This is a genomic window from Pseudomonas sp. NFPP28, from assembly GCF_900115535.1.
Classification (GTDB): Bacteria; Pseudomonadota; Gammaproteobacteria; order Pseudomonadales; family Pseudomonadaceae; genus Aquipseudomonas; species Aquipseudomonas extremorientalis.
The window spans coordinates 579,724-596,553 of record NZ_FOWT01000001.1 but is presented as its reverse complement, the minus strand read 5'-3'; the positions used below and the strand labels follow the sequence as shown (position 1 = coordinate 596,553).

The 16,830-nt window shown below is 61.5% G+C and carries 14 protein-coding genes; 6 read left to right on the top strand and 8 right to left on the bottom strand.

The features are described 5' to 3' along the window. Positions 1–177: 177 nt before the first annotated feature. The 6 genes from BM110_RS02895 (at position 178) to BM110_RS02870 (ending at position 7,581) form a co-directional block, all read left to right on the top strand. Positions 178–876: an MtnX-like HAD-IB family phosphatase gene (locus BM110_RS02895; protein ID WP_093512286.1), complete on the top strand. Its 699-nt coding sequence runs from the start codon at positions 178–180 to the stop codon at positions 874–876. Further along, positions 869–2,263 (top strand): aspartate aminotransferase family protein, encoded by a 1,395-nt coding sequence (locus BM110_RS02890; protein ID WP_071488695.1) that lies wholly within the window; start codon positions 869–871, stop codon positions 2,261–2,263. Before BM110_RS02895 ends, BM110_RS02890 begins: the two co-directional genes overlap by 8 nt. Then, positions 2,260–3,213, top strand: a complete 954-nt coding sequence (locus tag BM110_RS02885; protein WP_093512284.1) for an alpha/beta hydrolase — start codon at positions 2,260–2,262, stop codon at positions 3,211–3,213. The genes BM110_RS02890 and BM110_RS02885 overlap by 4 nt, the downstream gene beginning before the upstream one ends. Before the next feature lie 87 nt (positions 3,214–3,300). Then, entirely contained in the window at positions 3,301–4,425 is a 1,125-nt protein-coding gene (locus tag BM110_RS02880) for a GNAT family N-acetyltransferase (RefSeq protein WP_093119453.1), read from the top strand. Continuing rightward, entirely contained in the window at positions 4,425–6,194 is a 1,770-nt protein-coding gene (locus BM110_RS02875; RefSeq protein ID WP_071488698.1) for a sensor histidine kinase, read from the top strand. Before BM110_RS02880 ends, BM110_RS02875 begins: the two co-directional genes overlap by 1 nt. Beyond that, positions 6,184–7,581 carry a sigma-54-dependent transcriptional regulator gene (locus BM110_RS02870; RefSeq protein ID WP_071488699.1) on the top strand — a complete coding sequence of 466 codons (1,398 nt, stop codon included), beginning with the start codon at positions 6,184–6,186 and terminating at the stop codon, positions 7,579–7,581. The genes BM110_RS02875 and BM110_RS02870 overlap by 11 nt, the downstream gene beginning before the upstream one ends. A 123-nt stretch (positions 7,582–7,704) precedes the next feature. Here the strand turns inward: BM110_RS02870 and BM110_RS02865 are convergent, their stop codons facing one another. The 8 genes from BM110_RS02865 to glpD form a co-directional block, all read right to left on the bottom strand. Continuing rightward, positions 7,705–8,043, bottom strand: a complete 339-nt coding sequence (locus BM110_RS02865; protein WP_071488700.1) for a GlpM family protein — start codon at positions 8,041–8,043, stop codon at positions 7,705–7,707. Beyond that, on the bottom strand, positions 8,043–9,392 hold the full coding sequence (locus BM110_RS02860; protein ID WP_092241046.1) for a two-component response regulator AauR: 1,350 nt from the start codon (positions 9,390–9,392) through the stop codon (positions 8,043–8,045). The genes BM110_RS02865 and BM110_RS02860 overlap by 1 nt, the downstream gene beginning before the upstream one ends. After that, entirely contained in the window at positions 9,389–11,290 is a 1,902-nt protein-coding gene (locus BM110_RS02855) for a two-component sensor histidine kinase AauS (protein WP_071488702.1), read from the bottom strand. The genes BM110_RS02860 and BM110_RS02855 overlap by 4 nt, the downstream gene beginning before the upstream one ends. Before the next feature lie 217 nt (positions 11,291–11,507). Further along, positions 11,508–12,242 (bottom strand): amino acid ABC transporter ATP-binding protein, encoded by a 735-nt coding sequence (locus BM110_RS02850; protein ID WP_071488703.1) that lies wholly within the window; start codon positions 12,240–12,242, stop codon positions 11,508–11,510. Further along, entirely contained in the window at positions 12,239–12,910 is a 672-nt protein-coding gene (locus BM110_RS02845; protein ID WP_071488704.1) for an amino acid ABC transporter permease, read from the bottom strand. The genes BM110_RS02850 and BM110_RS02845 overlap by 4 nt, the downstream gene beginning before the upstream one ends. Beyond that, positions 12,910–13,656: an amino acid ABC transporter permease gene (locus BM110_RS02840; protein WP_071488705.1), complete on the bottom strand. Its 747-nt coding sequence runs from the start codon at positions 13,654–13,656 to the stop codon at positions 12,910–12,912. The genes BM110_RS02845 and BM110_RS02840 overlap by 1 nt, the downstream gene beginning before the upstream one ends. A 193-nt stretch (positions 13,657–13,849) precedes the next feature. Next, a complete protein-coding gene (locus BM110_RS02835) occupies positions 13,850–14,776 on the bottom strand; it encodes a glutamate/aspartate ABC transporter substrate-binding protein (RefSeq protein ID WP_058423787.1) in 927 nt (308 codons plus the stop codon). A 324-nt stretch (positions 14,777–15,100) separates the two neighbouring features. Beyond that, positions 15,101–16,639, bottom strand: coding sequence for a glycerol-3-phosphate dehydrogenase (glpD, locus tag BM110_RS02830; protein WP_071488707.1), 1,539 nt, complete (start codon positions 16,637–16,639; stop codon positions 15,101–15,103). Positions 16,640–16,830: the final 191 nt, after the last annotated feature.

Sequence of the window (16,830 nt, the reverse complement as noted above, 5' to 3'; positions counted from 1 at the left end):
CTTCACGCAAGCACTCATCTTGTTTGTAGCAAGCTACAAAAATTGTAGCTTCGACGACACATTCCGCCCTCGATACGCGCCAGAGCCCCAGCCCTGCTGGGTGGTGGCCAGTTGGCACAGTCCCTGCTCTACCTCTGGTGCAAGCGCACACAGCGCGCTCCTCCAAGGTAAACAACGATGATCCAGTGGCATATCGTGTGTGACTTCGACGGGACCATTACCCCCACCGATGTCATCGACAACGTCCTCCAACGCTTCGCCGGCCCCGAGTGGGAAACCATCGAACAGGAATGGCTGGATGGGCATATCGGTTCACGCGAATGCCTGAGCCGCCAACTGGCGCTGATCAAGGCCACACCTTCCGAGCTGCTGGCGTACTTCGACAGCGTCGAGATCGACCCGGACTTCCCCGACTTCGTCGACCACGTCATGGGACTGGGTGCGACCATCGAAGTGGTCAGCGACGGCATCGAGCAGGGCATCGCCCGCATCCTGTCGCGCAACTACGTGACCTTGCTGCCGATCCTTGCCAACCGCCTGCGCCAGGTCGACCAGAACAGCTGGCGCATCGATTTCCCGTATGCCAGCGACGCCTGCCGTGCCGCTTCCGGCAACTGCAAGTGCAAGTCCACCCCACGCAGCAAGCGCGTGCTGGTGATCGGCGACGGCAAGTCCGACATGTGCGTGGCCTCCACCGCCGACTTCGTGTTCGCCAAGGGCAGCCTCGCCAAGTACTGCGAAGCCAACGACATTCCTCACGCACGCTTCGACACCTTTGCCGAACTGCCTGCATTGCTGGCCCTGCTGCCTCAGGGCATCGCCGCCAACGCCACCACCTTTACTGCTGACAACCAGGAACTCTTCCATCATGTCTGATATCCGTATCGCTACCGCCGAAGACCAGATCCTTCTGGACAAAGAAGCCAAGTATTGCTCCTACGGCGACACCGTTCACTACATCGAGCCGCCGCGTATTTTCAGCCGTTGCGAAGGCTCCTACGTGTGGGACACCGAAGACCAGGCCTATCTCGACCTGCAAATGTGGTACTCGGCGGTCAACTTCGGCTACGCCAACCCGCGTCTGAACAACGCGTTGAAACAGCAGATCGACACGCTGCCGCAAATTGCCAGCCAGTACCTGCACAAGGGCAAGATCGAGCTGTCGGAAATGATCGCGGTCGACGCCAAGAAGAAATTCGGCCTCGACGGTCGCGTGCACTTCAACGTGGGCGGTTCGCAGTCCATCGAAGACTCCCTGAAAGTGGTGCGTAACGCCACCAACGGCAAGAGCCTGATGTTCGCCTTCGAGGGCGGCTACCATGGGCGCACCCTGGGTGCTTCGTCGATCACCTCCAGCTACCGCTACCGTCGCCGCTACGGCCACTTCGGCGAGCGCGCGCAGTTCATCCCGTTCCCGTACCACTTCCGTGGCCCCAAAGGCATGACCAAGGAAGAATACGGCAGCCACTGCGTGCAGCAATTCGCCCGCCTGTTCGAGACTGAATACAACGGGGTGTGGGACCCGAAAGTCGGCTCCAGCGAATACGCCGCGTTCTACGTCGAGCCGATCCAGGGCACCGGCGGCTACGTGATCCCGCCGATGAACTTCTACCGCGAGTTGAAGCACGTGCTGGATCAACACGGCATCCTGATGGTCTCCGACGAGATCCAGATGGGCTTCTACCGCACCGGCAAACTGTGGTCGATCGAACACTTTGACGTGCAGCCGGACGTGATCGTGTTCGGCAAGGCGCTGACCAACGGTCTCAACCCACTGGGCGGCATCTGGGCCCGTGAAGAGTTGATCAACCCGAAGATCTTCCCGCCAGGTTCGACCCACTCCACCTTCGCCTCCAACCCGTTGGGCACGGCGGTAGGCCTGGAAATGTTCAAGATGACCAACGAGATCGACTACGGCGCGATGGTCATGGCCAAGGGCAAGTTCTTCCTCGAAGGCCTGCAGGACCTGCAGAAACGTTTCCCGATCATTGGCGATGTCGACGGCCTGGGCCTGGCGCTGCGCTGCGAAATCTGCGCCCCGGATGGTTTCACCCCGGACAAGGCGACCCTGGACTACATGGTCGAAGAAGGCATGAAAGGCGACATGGTGGTGGACGGCCAGAAACTCGGGCTGATCCTCGACGTGGGCGGCTACTACAAGAACGTGATCACCCTGGCACCGTCCCTGGAAATCAGCTACCCGGAAATCGAGCTGGGCCTGAAACTGCTCGAGCAACTGCTGGTGCGGGCGACCAACCGGTGAACAGCGTCGGGATCGACCTCGGTGAAGGTGATGCCGGTTTCGTTCTCGGTGACGGTCCGGTCGGGATCCTGTTGATCCACGGCCTGACCGGCACCCCGACGGAGTTGCGCCAGGTCGCCAAGGGCCTGGCCAAGGTGGGCAATTGCACGGTGTACGTGCCCACCCTGGCCGGGCACTGCGGTGACAACAGCGACCTGCAGGCCACGGGCTGGATGGACTGGTACGAAGGCGTGCGCAAGACCTTCGTGGGCGTGAAGCAACGCCACGCGCAGGTGTTTGTCGGCGGCTTGTCGATGGGCGCGGTGATGTCGATGTACCTGGCGTCGGAGCATCCGGGCCAGGTGGCCGGTTTGCTGATGTATTCCACCACGCTCAAGTACGACGGGTGGAGCATCAACAAAATGGCGTTTATCACGCCGTTGCTCATCCGTATCCCGTTCGGCGTGCGCCTGTTCCGCTTTACCGAGAAGCCGCCCTACGGCATCAAGAACGAACGCCTGCGCGCCATCGTTGAACGGCAGATGAAGGAAGGCGAAAGCAGCGAGGCGGGCCTGTTGACGATGGAGGGCGTGACGGTGCGTGAATTGCACTGGATGAACGCCGTGGTCAAGAAACGCATGCCGTCGATCAACGTACCGGCGCTGGTATTGCACTCCATCGAGGACGACATCACCAGCCGCTGGAACGCCGATTACGTGGAACGCCACCTCGGCGGGCCGGTGACCAAGATCCTGCTGGACAACTGCTACCACATGATCACCGTCGACCTGCAATACCGCCGGGTGATCGAATTGAGCGCCGATTTCATCGAACAACACACCTCCGTCATGGGCGCCAGTTCACTTTGTGGCGAGCGGGCTTGTCGAATCGTCGCACCGCCCGCGTTGGGTGGCGAAGCCGCCCCAAACCCAGACACCTCGGTACTAACGAGGGGAATGCAGTGTCAGTGATGGGACTGCTTCGCAGCCCAACGCGGGGCGAGCCCGCTCGCCACAACAAGCCCACTCTCCGCCATAGACTCTGACAAAGGACACGATGTGATCACCGCCCAAGCCTTCCCGACCATCCGGGCTATCCAGCGCAGTGCCTGGAACGACTGTTTCCCGGGGGCCCTGGAGGACTGGGACTATTACGTCGCCGTGGAAAACGCCGCCATTGATGATTTCCAGTGGCGTTATCTCGCGGTTTATCAAGATGGAACGCTGGTGGCCGTGGCTGCCGCGTTCATCACGCATTATCGCCTCGACACCACGGTGTCGGGCGCCGGCAAGCGCTTGACCGAACGTGTCGAGCGATTGTGGCCGGGGCTTTTGCAGCTGGGGCTGTATGCCCTCGGATCGCCGGTGGCCGAACGCTGCGACGTGGGTTTCGCCAGCAGCGTGCCGGACGCCCAGCGTCCGCTGTTGCTCAAGCACCTGCTGGGCGCCGCCCGCCAGGATGCCGATGACTTCGGCATCGGCCTGGTGGCGGTCAAGGATGCGCCGAGCAAGGACCCGCATTGGCTCCAGAGCTGCCGCGCGGCAGGCTTCCAGAGCATGCCGAGCTTGCCCACTGGTGTGTTGCCGCTGCCGTACGGCTCGGTGGATGCCTACCTGGGTTCGCTGGGCAAATCCACGCGCAAGGACCTGCGCCGCAAGCTGCGTGCGCCGGGGCCGCGGGTGGAGTGGCGGCGCAATATCGACGACGTGCTGCCCGAGGTGATGCGCTTGTACGAGGCCACGCTCACGCGTGCCGAGTTGCAGTTCGAACGGCTGCCCTCCGGTTACTTCACCGGTGTGCTCGAACGCCTGGATGAGCGCGCGGTCTGTGTTCTTTACTGGGTGGACGAGCAACTGGTGGCGTTCAACCTGGTGCTGGTCGACCAACACCGGCTGGTGGACAAGTTTTTCGGGCATGACGTGGCGTTCACCCGCGACTACAACCTGTACTTCCGCAGCTGGCTGACCAATGTCGACTACTGTATTCAACACAATATTGCCGTGTATGAGTGCGGCCAGGCCGGGTATGCCAGTAAGCTGCGCCTGGGCTGCGAGTTCCAGGGCAACAGTGTGTTTTTCCGTCACCGCAACCGGCTGGTCAACGGCCTGCTCAAGCTTGTAAAACTGTTTATTCGACCGGACCGTTCCGACCCTGCCATGGCTGCTGCGATAAGCGAAACCTGATGATCACCAAGACCCGCCAGAAAGCCCGCCCCTTTGCCATTTCGCGCTGGAGCGTCCAGCGCAAGCTGGTGCTGGCGTTCTGGTTGGTCAGCGTGATTCCTACCATGATCGCGGCCGAGCTGGCCGCGACCACGCTGTCGCAGATCTTCGACAGCAACGTGCGCATCTGGCTGCAGGAGTCGACCAAGATCGTCAAGGACGAAATCGGCGACATCCTTCACGACAACGCGCGCATGGCCAAATTGTTCCTGCGCTACACCAGCCCGCCGTCAAGCCGGCAAGCCGCCAAGCACGACCGCCTGACCGCCGACATTGCCGACGCTACCGACATCGACGTGGTGGCGCTGATTCGCGCCAGCGACCACAAGGTCGAATTCAGCACCGCCTCCGATGACATCGTCAAACAGATCAACCTGACCAGCAACGCGGTGTTGCAGACCGTGCAGGTGGCCGGGGTGAATACCGGCCTGGTGGTGTCGACCTTCGAAACCAGCCGTGACGGTGTCGACTACCTGTTGCTGGTCGCCACCTACCTGGACAGCAGTTTCCTCACCAGCGTGGCCGATGTGCATTCCCTCGACCTGCGCCTGTACCTGGCCAACCCCGACGGTTTTTCCGAGATCTTCTCGACCCAGCGCTTCGTGGATCACCCCTCGCGCATCCCCAAGAGCGTCGAAGCGGCGATGCGCAGCACCCGCCAGCCCAGCGAGCAGTTCACCAACAACTACAGCGGGCTGTACTGGCCGATCTTCAATGATGCGGGGGATTTGCAGGGCGTGATTTTCAGCGGTCTGCTGCGCCACACCAGCCTGGTCGGGCTGGTCAACCAGAGCAACCTGTTCGTGCTGATCTTCCTGCTTAGCTCGGCCTTGTCGCTGGCGGCCGGGGTGCTGGTGTCGCGGCGCCTGACCAAACCGCTGCGCGACCTGTCCCAAGGTGTGGACGCGGTGATTTCGGGTCACTACGAACACCGTGTGCCGGTCAGCGGCGGCGATGAGCTGGCGCAGTTGAGCAGCACCTTCAACCATATGACCGAGCGCCTGGGCGAGTTGCATTACCTCGAGGCCCAGTTGCGCCGACGCGATCGCCTGCACGCCCTGGGCGAAGTCGCCATGGGCCTGGCCCACGAGATCCGCAACCCGCTGGGCATCATCAAGACAGCCACGCAACTGTTGCATCGGCGTGCCGATCTGCCGGAAACCGACAAGCGTCACCTGGAATACGTGGTCAGTGAGGTCAGCCGCATCAACGACCTGATCACCGAGTTCCTCGACTTCGCCAAGCCCAACCCGCCGCTGCGCGTGTTGCAGCCGGCGCGCGCGCTGGTGGACGAGATCCTCGGCTTTTGCGCGCCGGAACTGGCCACCCATGCGATCGATGCGCATGTCGATGACCAGGCGCCGGGAGCGACCATCTATGCCGACGCCAAGCAGCTCAAGCAGGCGTGTCTCAACCTGATTCTCAATGCCGTCGACGCGATGCCCGAAGGCGGGCGGCTGACGTTGGGCATTCGCTCGGTGGACGACAACACAGTGATCAGCATCGCCGACACCGGCCAGGGCATTCCGGCGGACATGATCGAACGTATCTTTACCCCGTTCGTCACCACCAAGGCCTCGGGCACCGGGCTGGGCCTGGCCAAAGTCTATTCGATCATGGAAAGTCACGACGGCAGCATCGAATGCGCCAGTGAAAAAGATGCCGGCGCCACGTTCAGCCTGTACATTCCGGCGATGGGCGAAGACGACGAGGACAGTCATGACGCATAACATTCTGGTAGTCGACGACGAACCCAAGCTCTGCGACCTGCTGGCGTCGGCCCTGGGCCAGAACAACGTGCAGGTGTTCATCGCCGGCAACGGCCTGCACGCGCTCAAGGTGCTGGAGCAGGAAGACATCGACCTGGTAATCAGCGACTGGCGCATGCCAGGCATGGACGGGCCGGCGCTGCTGGCCGAGATCAAGGTGCGTTACCCCCACGTGCCGGTGATCGTGATGACTGCCTACAGCACCGTGAAAAACGCCGTGCAGTCGATGCGCAATGGTGCCTACGACTACATCGCCAAGCCGTTCGATATCGACGAGCTGGACATCACCGTGGCCAAGGCCCTGCAGTTTCGCGACATCATGCGCGACAACGCGCGCCTGCGCGCCGAACTGGACGAGCATGCACAGTTCGACAGCCTGGTCGGCGACAGCCCGGCGTTTCGCAAAGTGCTGCAGGCGGTGGACTCGGTGCGCGACAGCAGCGCCACCATCCTGCTCACCGGCGAAAGCGGCACCGGCAAGGAAATGGTCGCCCGCGCCATCCACAAACACGGCAGCCGTGCCGACCAGCCGTTCGTGGCGGTCAACTGTGCGGCGATCCCGGAAGGGCTGCTGGAAAGCGAAATGTTCGGCCATCGCAAAGGCGCGTTTACCGGCGCCGTGGCCGACCGGGTAGGGCGCTTCCAGCAGGCCGACAAGGGCACGTTGTTTCTCGACGAAGTGGGCGACATGCCGTTGGCGTTGCAGGCGAAGATCCTGCGTGCATTGCAGGAGCGGGTGATCGAACCGGTGGGCGACCCGCGCGAGCGCAAGGTGGACGTGCGGGTGATTGCCGCCACCAACAAGAATTTGCTGGACGCGGTGGCCAACAAAGAGTTTCGCGAAGACCTGTATTACCGCCTCAACGTGTTCCCGATCCCATTGCCGGCCTTGCGCGAGCGAGTGGAAGACATCGCGCCGTTGGCCCGCCACTTCGCCCACACCCTGAGTGCCACCGCCGGCAAACGTATCACTGGCTTCAGCCCGGAAGCCTTGCAGGCCATGGCGGCGTATCACTGGCCGGGCAATATCCGTGAACTGCAGAACTGCGTGGAGCGCGCGACCATCGTGGCGGCCTCACCGGTAATCGAGGATATCGACCTGCCGGGTTACCTGTTTGCATCCAAACCGAGCGAGGGCGGTGTGACGGCGATCCTCAGCGATGGGCCGGGCATTCCCCAGGACCTGGATGCGGCGCTGGCAGAGGTGGAGAAGGCCTATATTCTGGCAGCGTTGCAGGAGAGCAACGGGGTGCAGGCCGCAGCGGCGGCGAAGATCGGTATTTCCGAGCGCAGCTTCTGGTATCGCCTGAAGAAGCTGGGTATTCAGGTCGACAAGATCGTCCGCTGACTCAACCGGGATAAAAATGTGGGAGGGGGCTTGCCCCCGATTGCAGTGGGTCAGACAGCTTTTCTGTATCTGATACACCGCCATCGGGGGCAAGCCCCCTCCCACAGTTTTGACCGTGTTGGGTCAGGTGTGGACGCGTACCCAGATGCTCACCAGCACCGTCGCGGCCATCAACCACGCCACGGCAGCCACGGCCAGTGACGCTTCCAGCCGCATCCGATCGACCATCACATACAAGGTCGCCAGGTACACAAAATACGGAATGATCGACCACATCCCGAACAGGATCGTGGTCTTCAAGTCGTCTACCGAGCGCCCTTTGCCGACGATGTAGTGGGCGATCAACGCAAAGGTCGGAAACAGCGGCACCAGCCCTGCGATGTAATAGTTTTTGGTCTTGGCCAGCGCCGCCAGAATCAGCACTACTGCCGCGCCAAGGGCGGCTTTCAATAGCAAGTCCATCAGTGACTCAACCCGTACTTCTTGACCTTGTCGAACAGCGTGGTCTTGGCCATCCCCAGTTCCTGGCTGGCCTGGGTCAGGTTGCCGCCGCTGCGTTGCAGTGCATCGTTGAGCAGGTTGCGTTCGAAGGCCTCCACTGCCTCGGTAAAGGCCAGCCCCTGGCCGCCGCTGCCGGCGCCGCTTTTCTTGAAGGCGGGCAGGCCGAGGGCGAAGCGTTCGGCGACGTTGCGCAATTCGCGCACGTTGCCCGGCCAGTCGTGGCTCATCAGGCTCGACAGGGTCTGGTTGTCCAGCTCCGGCGCGGTGCGGTCGAAACGCAGGGATGACTGCTGCAGGAAGTGTTCGAACAGTTGCAGGATGTCTTCGCGACGCTCGCGCAGGGGCGGCAGTTCCAGGGTCACCACGTTGAGACGGTAGTACAGGTCGCTGCGGAACTGGTTGGCGCGGCTCAGTTCGTCGAGGTCGGACTTGGTGGCGGCGATCACCCGGCAATCCACTGCGACACTCTGGTTCGACCCCAGGCGTTCCAGAGTGCGTTCCTGCAATACCCGCAGCAACTTGATCTGCAGGTTGATCGGCATGCTTTCCACTTCATCGAGGAACAGCGTGCCTTCGTGGGCGTGTTCGATCTTGCCGATGCGGCGCTTGCCGGCACCGGTGAAGGCGTTGGCTTCGTGGCCGAAAATCTCGCTTTCGAAGAGGTTCTCCGGCAGGCCGCCGCAATTGAGGGCGACGAACTGGTGGGCGTGACGCCGGCTGAAATCATGCAGGCAGCGCGCGACCAGTTCCTTGCCGGTGCCGGTCTCGCCTTCGATCAGCACGTTGGCCGAGGTGTCGGCGACGTTGGCGATCAGTTCGCGCAGGTTCTGCATGGCCGGAGAACGGCCGATGATGCGGCCTTCCAGCGAATCGCGCTCGGCCAATTGCCGACGCAGCGACCAGACTTCCCGCGCCAGCCCGCGCTGCTCCAGGGCGCGCCGGGCGACGTCGACCAGCCGTTCGGGGGAGAAGGGTTTCTCCATGAAGTCATAGGCGCCGTTGCGCATCGCGCCGACCGCCATGGAAATATCGCCGTGCCCGGTAATCAGCACCACCGGCAGGCTTTTATCCAGGGCCTTGAGGCGGGTGAGCAGCTCCAGGCCGTCGATGCCCGGCAAACGGATATCGCTGATCACGATGCCGGCGAAGTTTTCGCCGATGCGCTTCAAGGCTTCTTCGGCACTGCCCACGCCGACGCTGGGAATATCTTCCAGGGCCAGGGCTTGCTGGCAGCCGAGCAACACGTGGGGGTCGTCTTCGACGATCAGCACGGTGAGGTCTTCTTTAACGGCGGTAGCGTTTGTATTCATGTCGACTCAGCTTGTTGAGTGCCCGCCAGCGGCAGGCACAAGACAAAGGCCGTTCCACCACTGGCCGGGTGTTCCACGGCGAGGTTGCCGCCGGTGGCCGCCGCGAGGCTGGCGGACAGCGTCAGGCCCAGGCCCAGGCCTTGCTCGCCGGGCTTGGTGGTGAAGAACGGTTCGAACAAATGCTTGCGCGCCTCGGGATCGATGCCGTGGCCATTGTCGCGCACTTGCAGGCGGTATTTGCCCTCGCTGCTGCTGCCCTCCAGCCACAATTGCGGCGCCGGTTGGGCTTGCATGGCGTCGAGGGCATTGCCGATCAGGTTGACCAGGATCTGTTCCAGGCGCGTCTGGTCGATTTGCAATTGGGCGTGGGAAAAGTCGCGGTGCAGGGTCAGTGGCAGGCTGTCCAGGCGTGCGCCGAGCACCTGGAACGCGGCGTCTACCGCTTTGGCCAGGCTGGCTTCGCCCTGGTCGTCTCCGCGACGGGCGAAGGAGCGCAGGCTGGCCGTGATACGGCCCATGCGGTCGATCAGTTCATTGATGGTCTTGAGGTTGGCGCTGGCGGTATCCAGGGCGCCGCGCTCCAGGAAACGCACGGTGTTGCCGGACAGGGTCCGCAGCGCGGCCAGTGGTTGATTCAATTCGTGGGCGATGCTGGTGGACATCTGGCCGATGGCCGCCAGTTTGCCGGCCTGCACCAGTTCATCCTGGGCACGGCGCAGGGTTTCTTCGGCCTGGCGCCGTTCGCGGATCTGGCCCTTGAGCCGTTCGTTGCTGGCGCGCAGGTCGGCGGTGCGCTCGGCAATCCGTCGTTCCAACTGGCTGTTGGCTTCCTGCAAGGCTTCCCGTGCGGCGAGGCGGGTGGCGATGACTTTGCGTCGCTCGTTCCAGGCAATCAGCAAAAACGCCACCAGGCCAAACGCAACGGCCACCAGGATGCCCTGGTTGATTGCGGCGCGGCGCAGGTCGTTGAGCGGAGTGAGCAGGGTGAAATTCCACGGCGTGTCGTTGAGCGGACGGGTCTGCGCCAGGTAGCTGACTTCGTGGGCGTCGTTGACCACTTCGCTGTTGGCCGGGAAGGTCAGCTTTTCGGTACCTTCGTTAAGGCGCTCGCGGGCCAGGGGCTCCAGCTCGTTCAGCGTCGCCCAGTAATATTGCAGGCTGTGGGCCAGGCGGTCCTTGGTGTCATCGCTCAGCGGGCGCACGGCCTTGAGGCGCCGGGCTGGGTCACTGGAGAGGATGATGATGCCGTTTTCGTCGCTCACGAACGCTTCGAGGCGTGCGCGTTGCCAGCGCTCTTCGAGGGCTTCGAGGCGTACCTTGACCACCGCGACGCCGATGATCTTGCCATGCTCTTCCAGGCCGTGGGCCAGGTAGTAGCCGGGTTCGCCGTTGGTGCTGCCGATGCCGTAGAAGCGACCTGGCTGGCCCCGCACGGCGTTCTGGAAATAGGCGCGGAAGGACAGGTCTTCACCCTGGTAACTGTCGGCATCGCGCCAGTTACTGGTGGCCAGCACGCGGCCGGTGGTGTCCATCACGTAGATGGCCCGACTGCGACTGCGTCGGTTCAGGCCTTCGAGGTAATCGTTGACGGTCTTGCGGGTTTCCTGGTTCGGGTCGGCCAGCAGCGTGGAGACGCTGGACTCCAGTTCCAGCAGGCTGGGCAGGTAGGTGTATTTGCTCAGCTCGCTTTCGACGGTGCGGGCATGCAACTCCAACTGGCGTTCGCCGGTGTCGCTGAGGGTGCGGATGCCGTAGTACTCACTGACCCAGAAGCCGATGAAACCCAGGCCGATCATCAGGGCGATGATCAGTGGCGGCAGGAACAGTTGGCGGATCAGGCGTGGTTTCACGGCAAGTGATGGCGGTGCGGCGCGAAATTGGTTGGGGTCGCATTTCATCACAGATGCCTTGGGTCAACCAGTTGTGCTGATGGTGCTTATTCTGTGGCGAGCGGGCTTGCCCCGCGTCGGGCTGCGCAGCAGCCCCAAAATCAGGTACTGAGAGATGCCTGATACACGGCATTTTTCAGTACCGGGGCTGCTGCGCAGCCCGACGCGGGGCAAGCCCGCTCGCCACAACAAGCCCGTCTTCACAGACAGAGCAGCGAGTTGCTTCTTAGTGCTGCAGGATTTTCTCGAGGAAGTGCTGCGCGCGTTCGGAGCGGGCGCTGATGTCGCCGAAGAACTCTTCTTTCGGGCAGTCTTCGATGATCTTGCCGGCGTCCATGAAGATCACGCGGTCGGCCACTTTGCGGGCGAAGCCCATTTCGTGGGTCACGCACATCATGGTCATGCCTTCCTGGGCCAGTTGCACCATCACGTCGAGCACTTCGTTGACCATTTCCGGGTCCAGCGCCGAGGTCGGTTCGTCGAACAGCATGACGATCGGGTCCATGGCCAGGGCGCGGGCAATCGCCACACGTTGTTGCTGGCCGCCGGAGAGCTGGCCCGGGTGCTTGTGCGCATGTGCCGACAGGCCGACGCGCTCGAGCAGTTGCAGGCCTTTCTTGGTGGCTTCTTCCTTGCTGCGGCCCAGCACCTTGATCTGCGCGATGGTCAGGTTTTCGGTGATGGTCAGGTGCGGGAACAGTTCGAAGTGCTGGAACACCATGCCGACGCGCGAGCGCAGCTGCGGCAGGTTGGTCTTCGGGTCGGCGATGGACGTGCCGTCGACCACGATGTCGCCCTTCTGGAACGGTTCCAGCGCGTTGACGCACTTGATCAGGGTGGATTTACCCGAGCCGGACGGCCCGCACACCACGATCACTTCGCCTTTTTTAACCTCGGTGCTGCAATCGGTCAGCACCTGGAAGTCGCCATACCACTTGTTGATGTTCTTGATAGAGATCATACGGCAAACCTTTTTTGCAGACGCTTGACCAGCAGCGAGGCGGAAAAGCTGATGATGAAGTAGACGACACCGGCGAAAACCAGGAACTCATTGGAGCGGCCGATGATGTCGCCGTTGGAACGGGCGGAGTTGAGGAAATCCACCAGGCCCACGGTGTAGACCAGCGAGGTGTCCTGGAACAGGATGATCGACTGTTGCAGCAGCAACGGGGTCATCTTGCGGAACGCCTGGGGCAGGATGATCAGGCGCATCGTCTGGCCGTAGGTCATGCCCATGGCCTGTGCAGCCGCCATCTGGCCCTTGGGGATCGACTGCACGCCGGCCCGCACGATTTCACAGAAGTACGCGGCTTCGAACATCATGAACGCCACGACGCAGGAGGTGAACGCGCCGATCGGGGTGTCTTCGCCGGTGATCCAGCGCAATACGAACGGCACCGCCAGGTAGAACCAGGTGATCACCAGCAGCAGCGGGATCGAGCGGAAGTAGTTCACATAAGCGCCGGCAACGCGCGACAGCAGTTTGCTGGACGACAGGCGCATCAGCGCCAGGACCGTACCCAGCGCGATACCGCCGACCACGCCCATGACCATCAACTGCAGGGTCATGACCATGCCGTTCCACAGGCCCGGGATGGCGGGGATGATGCCGCTGAAATCGAAGTCCATTATTTACCCCCCACGGAGATCAGGCCGGGCACTGCGACTTTCTTCTCGACCACGCGCATCAGCAACATCAGGCTCATGTTCAGGGTGAAGTAGATCAGCGTGGCCAGGGTGAAGGCTTCAAACAGGTTGGCCGAGAACTCGGCGGTCTGTTTGGTTTGCGCCAGCAGTTCCATCAGGCCGATCAGGGACGCCACGGAGGAGTTCTTGAAGACGTTGAGGAATTCCGAGGTAAGCGGCGGAATGATGATCCGGTAGGCCTGGGGCAGCAGCACGTTCCAGTAGATCTGCGGCAGCTTGAAGCCCATGGCGCGTGCAGCGGATTCCTGGCCGCGTGGCAGCGCCTGGATGCCGGTACGCACTTGCTCGCACACACGGGCGGCGGTGAACAGGCCCAGGCACACGACAACGCTCAGGTAGGCCGAGGTGGTCGGGTTGAGGTCCTGTTTGTACCAGTCCTGCAGGTTCTGCGGCAGCATGTCGGGTACCAGGAAGTACCAGATGAACAGCTGAACCAGCAGCGGCACGTTACGAAACAGTTCCACGTAGCAGGTCGCGATGCCCGCTACGATGCGGTTTGGCACGGTGCGCATGACGCCCAGAATGGACCCCAGCAGCAAGGCGATAATCCATGCCACGACAGCGATGGCGATGGTCCAGCCCAATCCGGCGATGTACCAGTCGAGATAAGTCTCGCTGCCCACGCCAGTGGACTTGAAGAACACGCCCCAGTCCCAGTTGTAATTCATTAGGGTCTCCCCTCGAGATCGATCGATGTACAAGCACCCGCTTGGGGAAGATCCTTTCCCGCCTGGCGATGAACGCCAGGCACACGCGATCGGCTCGAAAACCGCCAGGTCGAGTGTTCCACAATAAAGCCAGCAGGTAGTAACAGACGCCTGAGGGAGGTTGGCTCCCTCAGGAGATAAGCTTAGTCAGGTATCAGATTTTTACGTCAGGGGCTGGTTTGTCGCTTGGGTTGGCGATCAGCTCCTTCACCTTGTCGCTCATCGGGAAGTTCAGGTTCAGGCCTTTTGGTGGGATCGGGCTCTCGAACCATTTGCTGTAGATCTTGTTGATTTCGCCGGATTTGTACAGGGCAACGATGGCGTCATCTACAGCCTTCTTGAAGTCCGGGTCGCCTTTGCGAACCATGCAGGCGTAGGCCTCAAAGGACTGTGGAGTACCGGTAATGACCCAGTCGTCCGGCTTCTTGGCCTTGGCTTCTTCACCGGCCAGCAGGGCGTCGTCCATCATGAACGCTACGGCGCGGCCGCTTTCCAGCATCTGGAAGGATTCGCCGTGGTCTTTGGCGGAGATGACGTTCATGCCCATCTGCTTGTCGGCGTTCATCGCCTTGATGATGCGCTCGGACGTGGTGCCAGCGGTGGTCACGACGTTCTTGCCTTTCAGGTCGGCGAAGTCGGCGTAGCTCGGCTTGCCATCCTTGTCTTTCTTGACCAGCAGACGGGTGCCGATTTCGAAGATGTTGACGGTGAAATCAACTTGTTGGGCGCGTTCGGCGTTGTTGGTGGTGGAACCGCACTCGAGGTCCGCGGTGCCGTTCTGGATCAGCGGAATACGGGTTTGCGAAGTGACCAGGTTGTACTTGGCCTTCAGGTCGGGTTTGTTCAGGTCTTTTTTCAGGGCTTCAACGATAGCCAGCTGAATGTCGTGGGAGTAGCCCACAGGTTTGCCCGAGCCATCCGCGATGTAGGAAAACGGAATGGAGCTGTCGCGGTGAGCGAGGGTGATGGTGCCGGAGTCGTTGATTTTCTTCAGTGTGCCGGTGAGTTCGGCGGCGAAAACTGGAGTGCTGATCAGAGCAGCAGCGATAGCTGCGCCCAGGATATGGGGAACGATGCGCATCAATACTTCCTCGACATTTGTTTTTTTTATGAAGCCGGCTAGACGGCTCTCTTGTACAGCGAATGCCCGTGACGGCTCCTGAGGCGTCTCAGGCAATCGTCAGGGAGTGTAGAGCATGAGTCGTGCCATACCTCGAATAAAAGGTTATATCTTTGATTTATAAGGGTATTAAATTTTTTCTTCGAGGAATTTGTCACACCGTGATCCGGCAATCCGAATAGGCTGTGGTATGGCGTTCGGAAAACCGAATAGGGCGTGTGGGATTTATCTTGCATAAAAAAGCCCCTGGGCCTTCCGGCGCAGGGGCTTTGCGGGGCGACCTGATCAGGCCGCTTCAATCTTTGCACGGGTCTGCTCGACCTTGGACAGGTAACGTTGCACGTTGTCCTGTTCTTCCGGGGTGGTGAACAGGCCGAGCTTGGTACGGCGCCACAGCACGTCCTGGGGCTGGGTGGCCCACTCTTCGGCGCACAGGTAATCGACTTCGCGGGTGTACAGGCCACCACCCAGGTGGTCACCCAGGTCGGCCAGCGACTGCACACCTTCCAGCAGGCGCCAGGTGCGGCTGCCGTAGGTGGTGGACCAACGGCGGGCGATCTCGCTCGGTATCCAGTCGAACTTGCTACGAATGGCTTCGGCGAGGGCTTCTGGCGTCGTCATGTTTTCACCGCCCGGCAGGCTGGCGGTGGCGGTCCAGCTCGGGCGCATCTGGGTGAAGTACGGTGCCAGTTGCGCCATGGCCGATTCAGCGAGTTTGCGATAGGTGGTCAGCTTGCCGCCGAACACCGACAGGATCGGCGCTTCGCCCGTGCCACCGGACAGTGCCAGGGTGTAGTCACGGGTGATGGCCGACGGGTTGTCCGATTCGTCGTTGCACAGCGGGCGTACGCCGGAGTAGGTGTGCACGATGTCATCGCGGCTCAGTTGCTTCTTGAAGTGCGCGTTGACCACTTTCAGCATGTAGTCGGTTTCACCTTCGGTGATCGCCACTTTTGCCGGATCGCCGGTGTATTCGCGGTCGGTGGTGCCGATGATGGTCAGGTGGTTCAGGTACGGAATGGTGAAGACGATGCGCTGGTCTTCGTTCTGCAGGATATGCGCGTGGGCGCCTTCATACAGTTTCGGCACGATCAGGTGGCTGCCCTGGATCAGGCGGATGCCGTAGGGCGAATCCAGCTTCAGGTCGTCCTTGATGAACTTGGCGACCCACGGGCCGGCAGCGTTCACCAGGGCCCGGGCGCGGATCGAAAACAGGCTGCCGTCGGCGCGCTCCATGTTCATTTCCCACATGCCATTGCTGCGGTGGGCGCTGATGCAACGGGTCTGGGTGTGGATGTGTGCGCCTTTTTCGCGGGCGGCCATGGCGTTGAGCACCACGAGGCGGGCGTCATCGACCCAGCAGTCGGAGTATTCGAAACCTTGGGTGATTTCGCTTTTCAGCGGGCTGTCGGCGCCGAACTTGAGGCTTTTCGAACCGGCCAGTTTTTCGCGCTTGCCCAAGTGGTCGTACAGAAACAGGCCGGCGCGGATCATCCACGCCGGACGCAGGTGCGGGCGGTGCGGCAGCACGAAGCGCATCTGCTTGACGATGTGCGGGGCCTTGGCCAGCAGCACTTCACGTTCGGCCAGGGCTTCGCGCACCAGGCGGAATTCGTAATGTTCGAGGTAACGCAGGCCGCCGTGGATCAGCTTGCTGCTGGCGGAGGAGGTGTGGCTGGCCAGGTCGTCCTTTTCGCAAAGGAATACCGACAAACCGCGACCGGCTGCGTCTGCTGCAATACCGACGCCATTGATCCCGCCGCCGATAACGGCAACATCATAGACTTCGGCAAGCGGTGGAGCAGGCAAGGTAGAAGGGTTCATCGGCTGGCCTCGCGATCTTTTTCGTATTGGAATTCGAACATTAATGTTCATTTGCGAAAATGGTAGCGGATAAACGCGCGCGCAGCCACCTGAGTTCGATTGAAAAAACTCATCGAAGGGCGGAGAAAGGAAGATTTTTGAACATCAGCCAGTGCTGGCTGGAGAAATGGGTGGTCAGGTCAATAGCTATC

Bases quoted from the DNA above. Each gene is read 5' to 3' on its own strand.
- BM110_RS02895 (WP_093512286.1), top strand. From the start codon at position 178: ATGATCCAGTGGCATATCGTGTGTGACTTCGACGGGACCATTACCCCC.
- BM110_RS02890 (WP_071488695.1), top strand. From the start codon at position 869: ATGTCTGATATCCGTATCGCTACCGCCGAAGACCAGATCCTTCTGGAC.
- BM110_RS02875 (WP_071488698.1), top strand. From the start codon at position 4,425: ATGATCACCAAGACCCGCCAGAAAGCCCGCCCCTTTGCCATTTCGCGC.
- BM110_RS02870 (WP_071488699.1), top strand. From the start codon at position 6,184: ATGACGCATAACATTCTGGTAGTCGACGACGAACCCAAGCTCTGCGAC.
- BM110_RS02865 (WP_071488700.1), bottom strand. From the start codon at position 8,043: ATGGACTTGCTATTGAAAGCCGCCCTTGGCGCGGCAGTAGTGCTGATT.
- BM110_RS02860 (WP_092241046.1), bottom strand. From the start codon at position 9,392: ATGAATACAAACGCTACCGCCGTTAAAGAAGACCTCACCGTGCTGATC.
- BM110_RS02855 (WP_071488702.1), bottom strand. From the start codon at position 11,290: ATGAAATGCGACCCCAACCAATTTCGCGCCGCACCGCCATCACTTGCC.
- BM110_RS02850 (WP_071488703.1), bottom strand. From the start codon at position 12,242: ATGATCTCTATCAAGAACATCAACAAGTGGTATGGCGACTTCCAGGTG.
- BM110_RS02845 (WP_071488704.1), bottom strand. From the start codon at position 12,910: ATGGACTTCGATTTCAGCGGCATCATCCCCGCCATCCCGGGCCTGTGG.
- BM110_RS02840 (WP_071488705.1), bottom strand. From the start codon at position 13,656: ATGAATTACAACTGGGACTGGGGCGTGTTCTTCAAGTCCACTGGCGTG.
- BM110_RS02835 (WP_058423787.1), bottom strand. From the start codon at position 14,776: ATGCGCATCGTTCCCCATATCCTGGGCGCAGCTATCGCTGCTGCTCTG.
- glpD (WP_071488707.1), bottom strand. From the start codon at position 16,639: ATGAACCCTTCTACCTTGCCTGCTCCACCGCTTGCCGAAGTCTATGAT.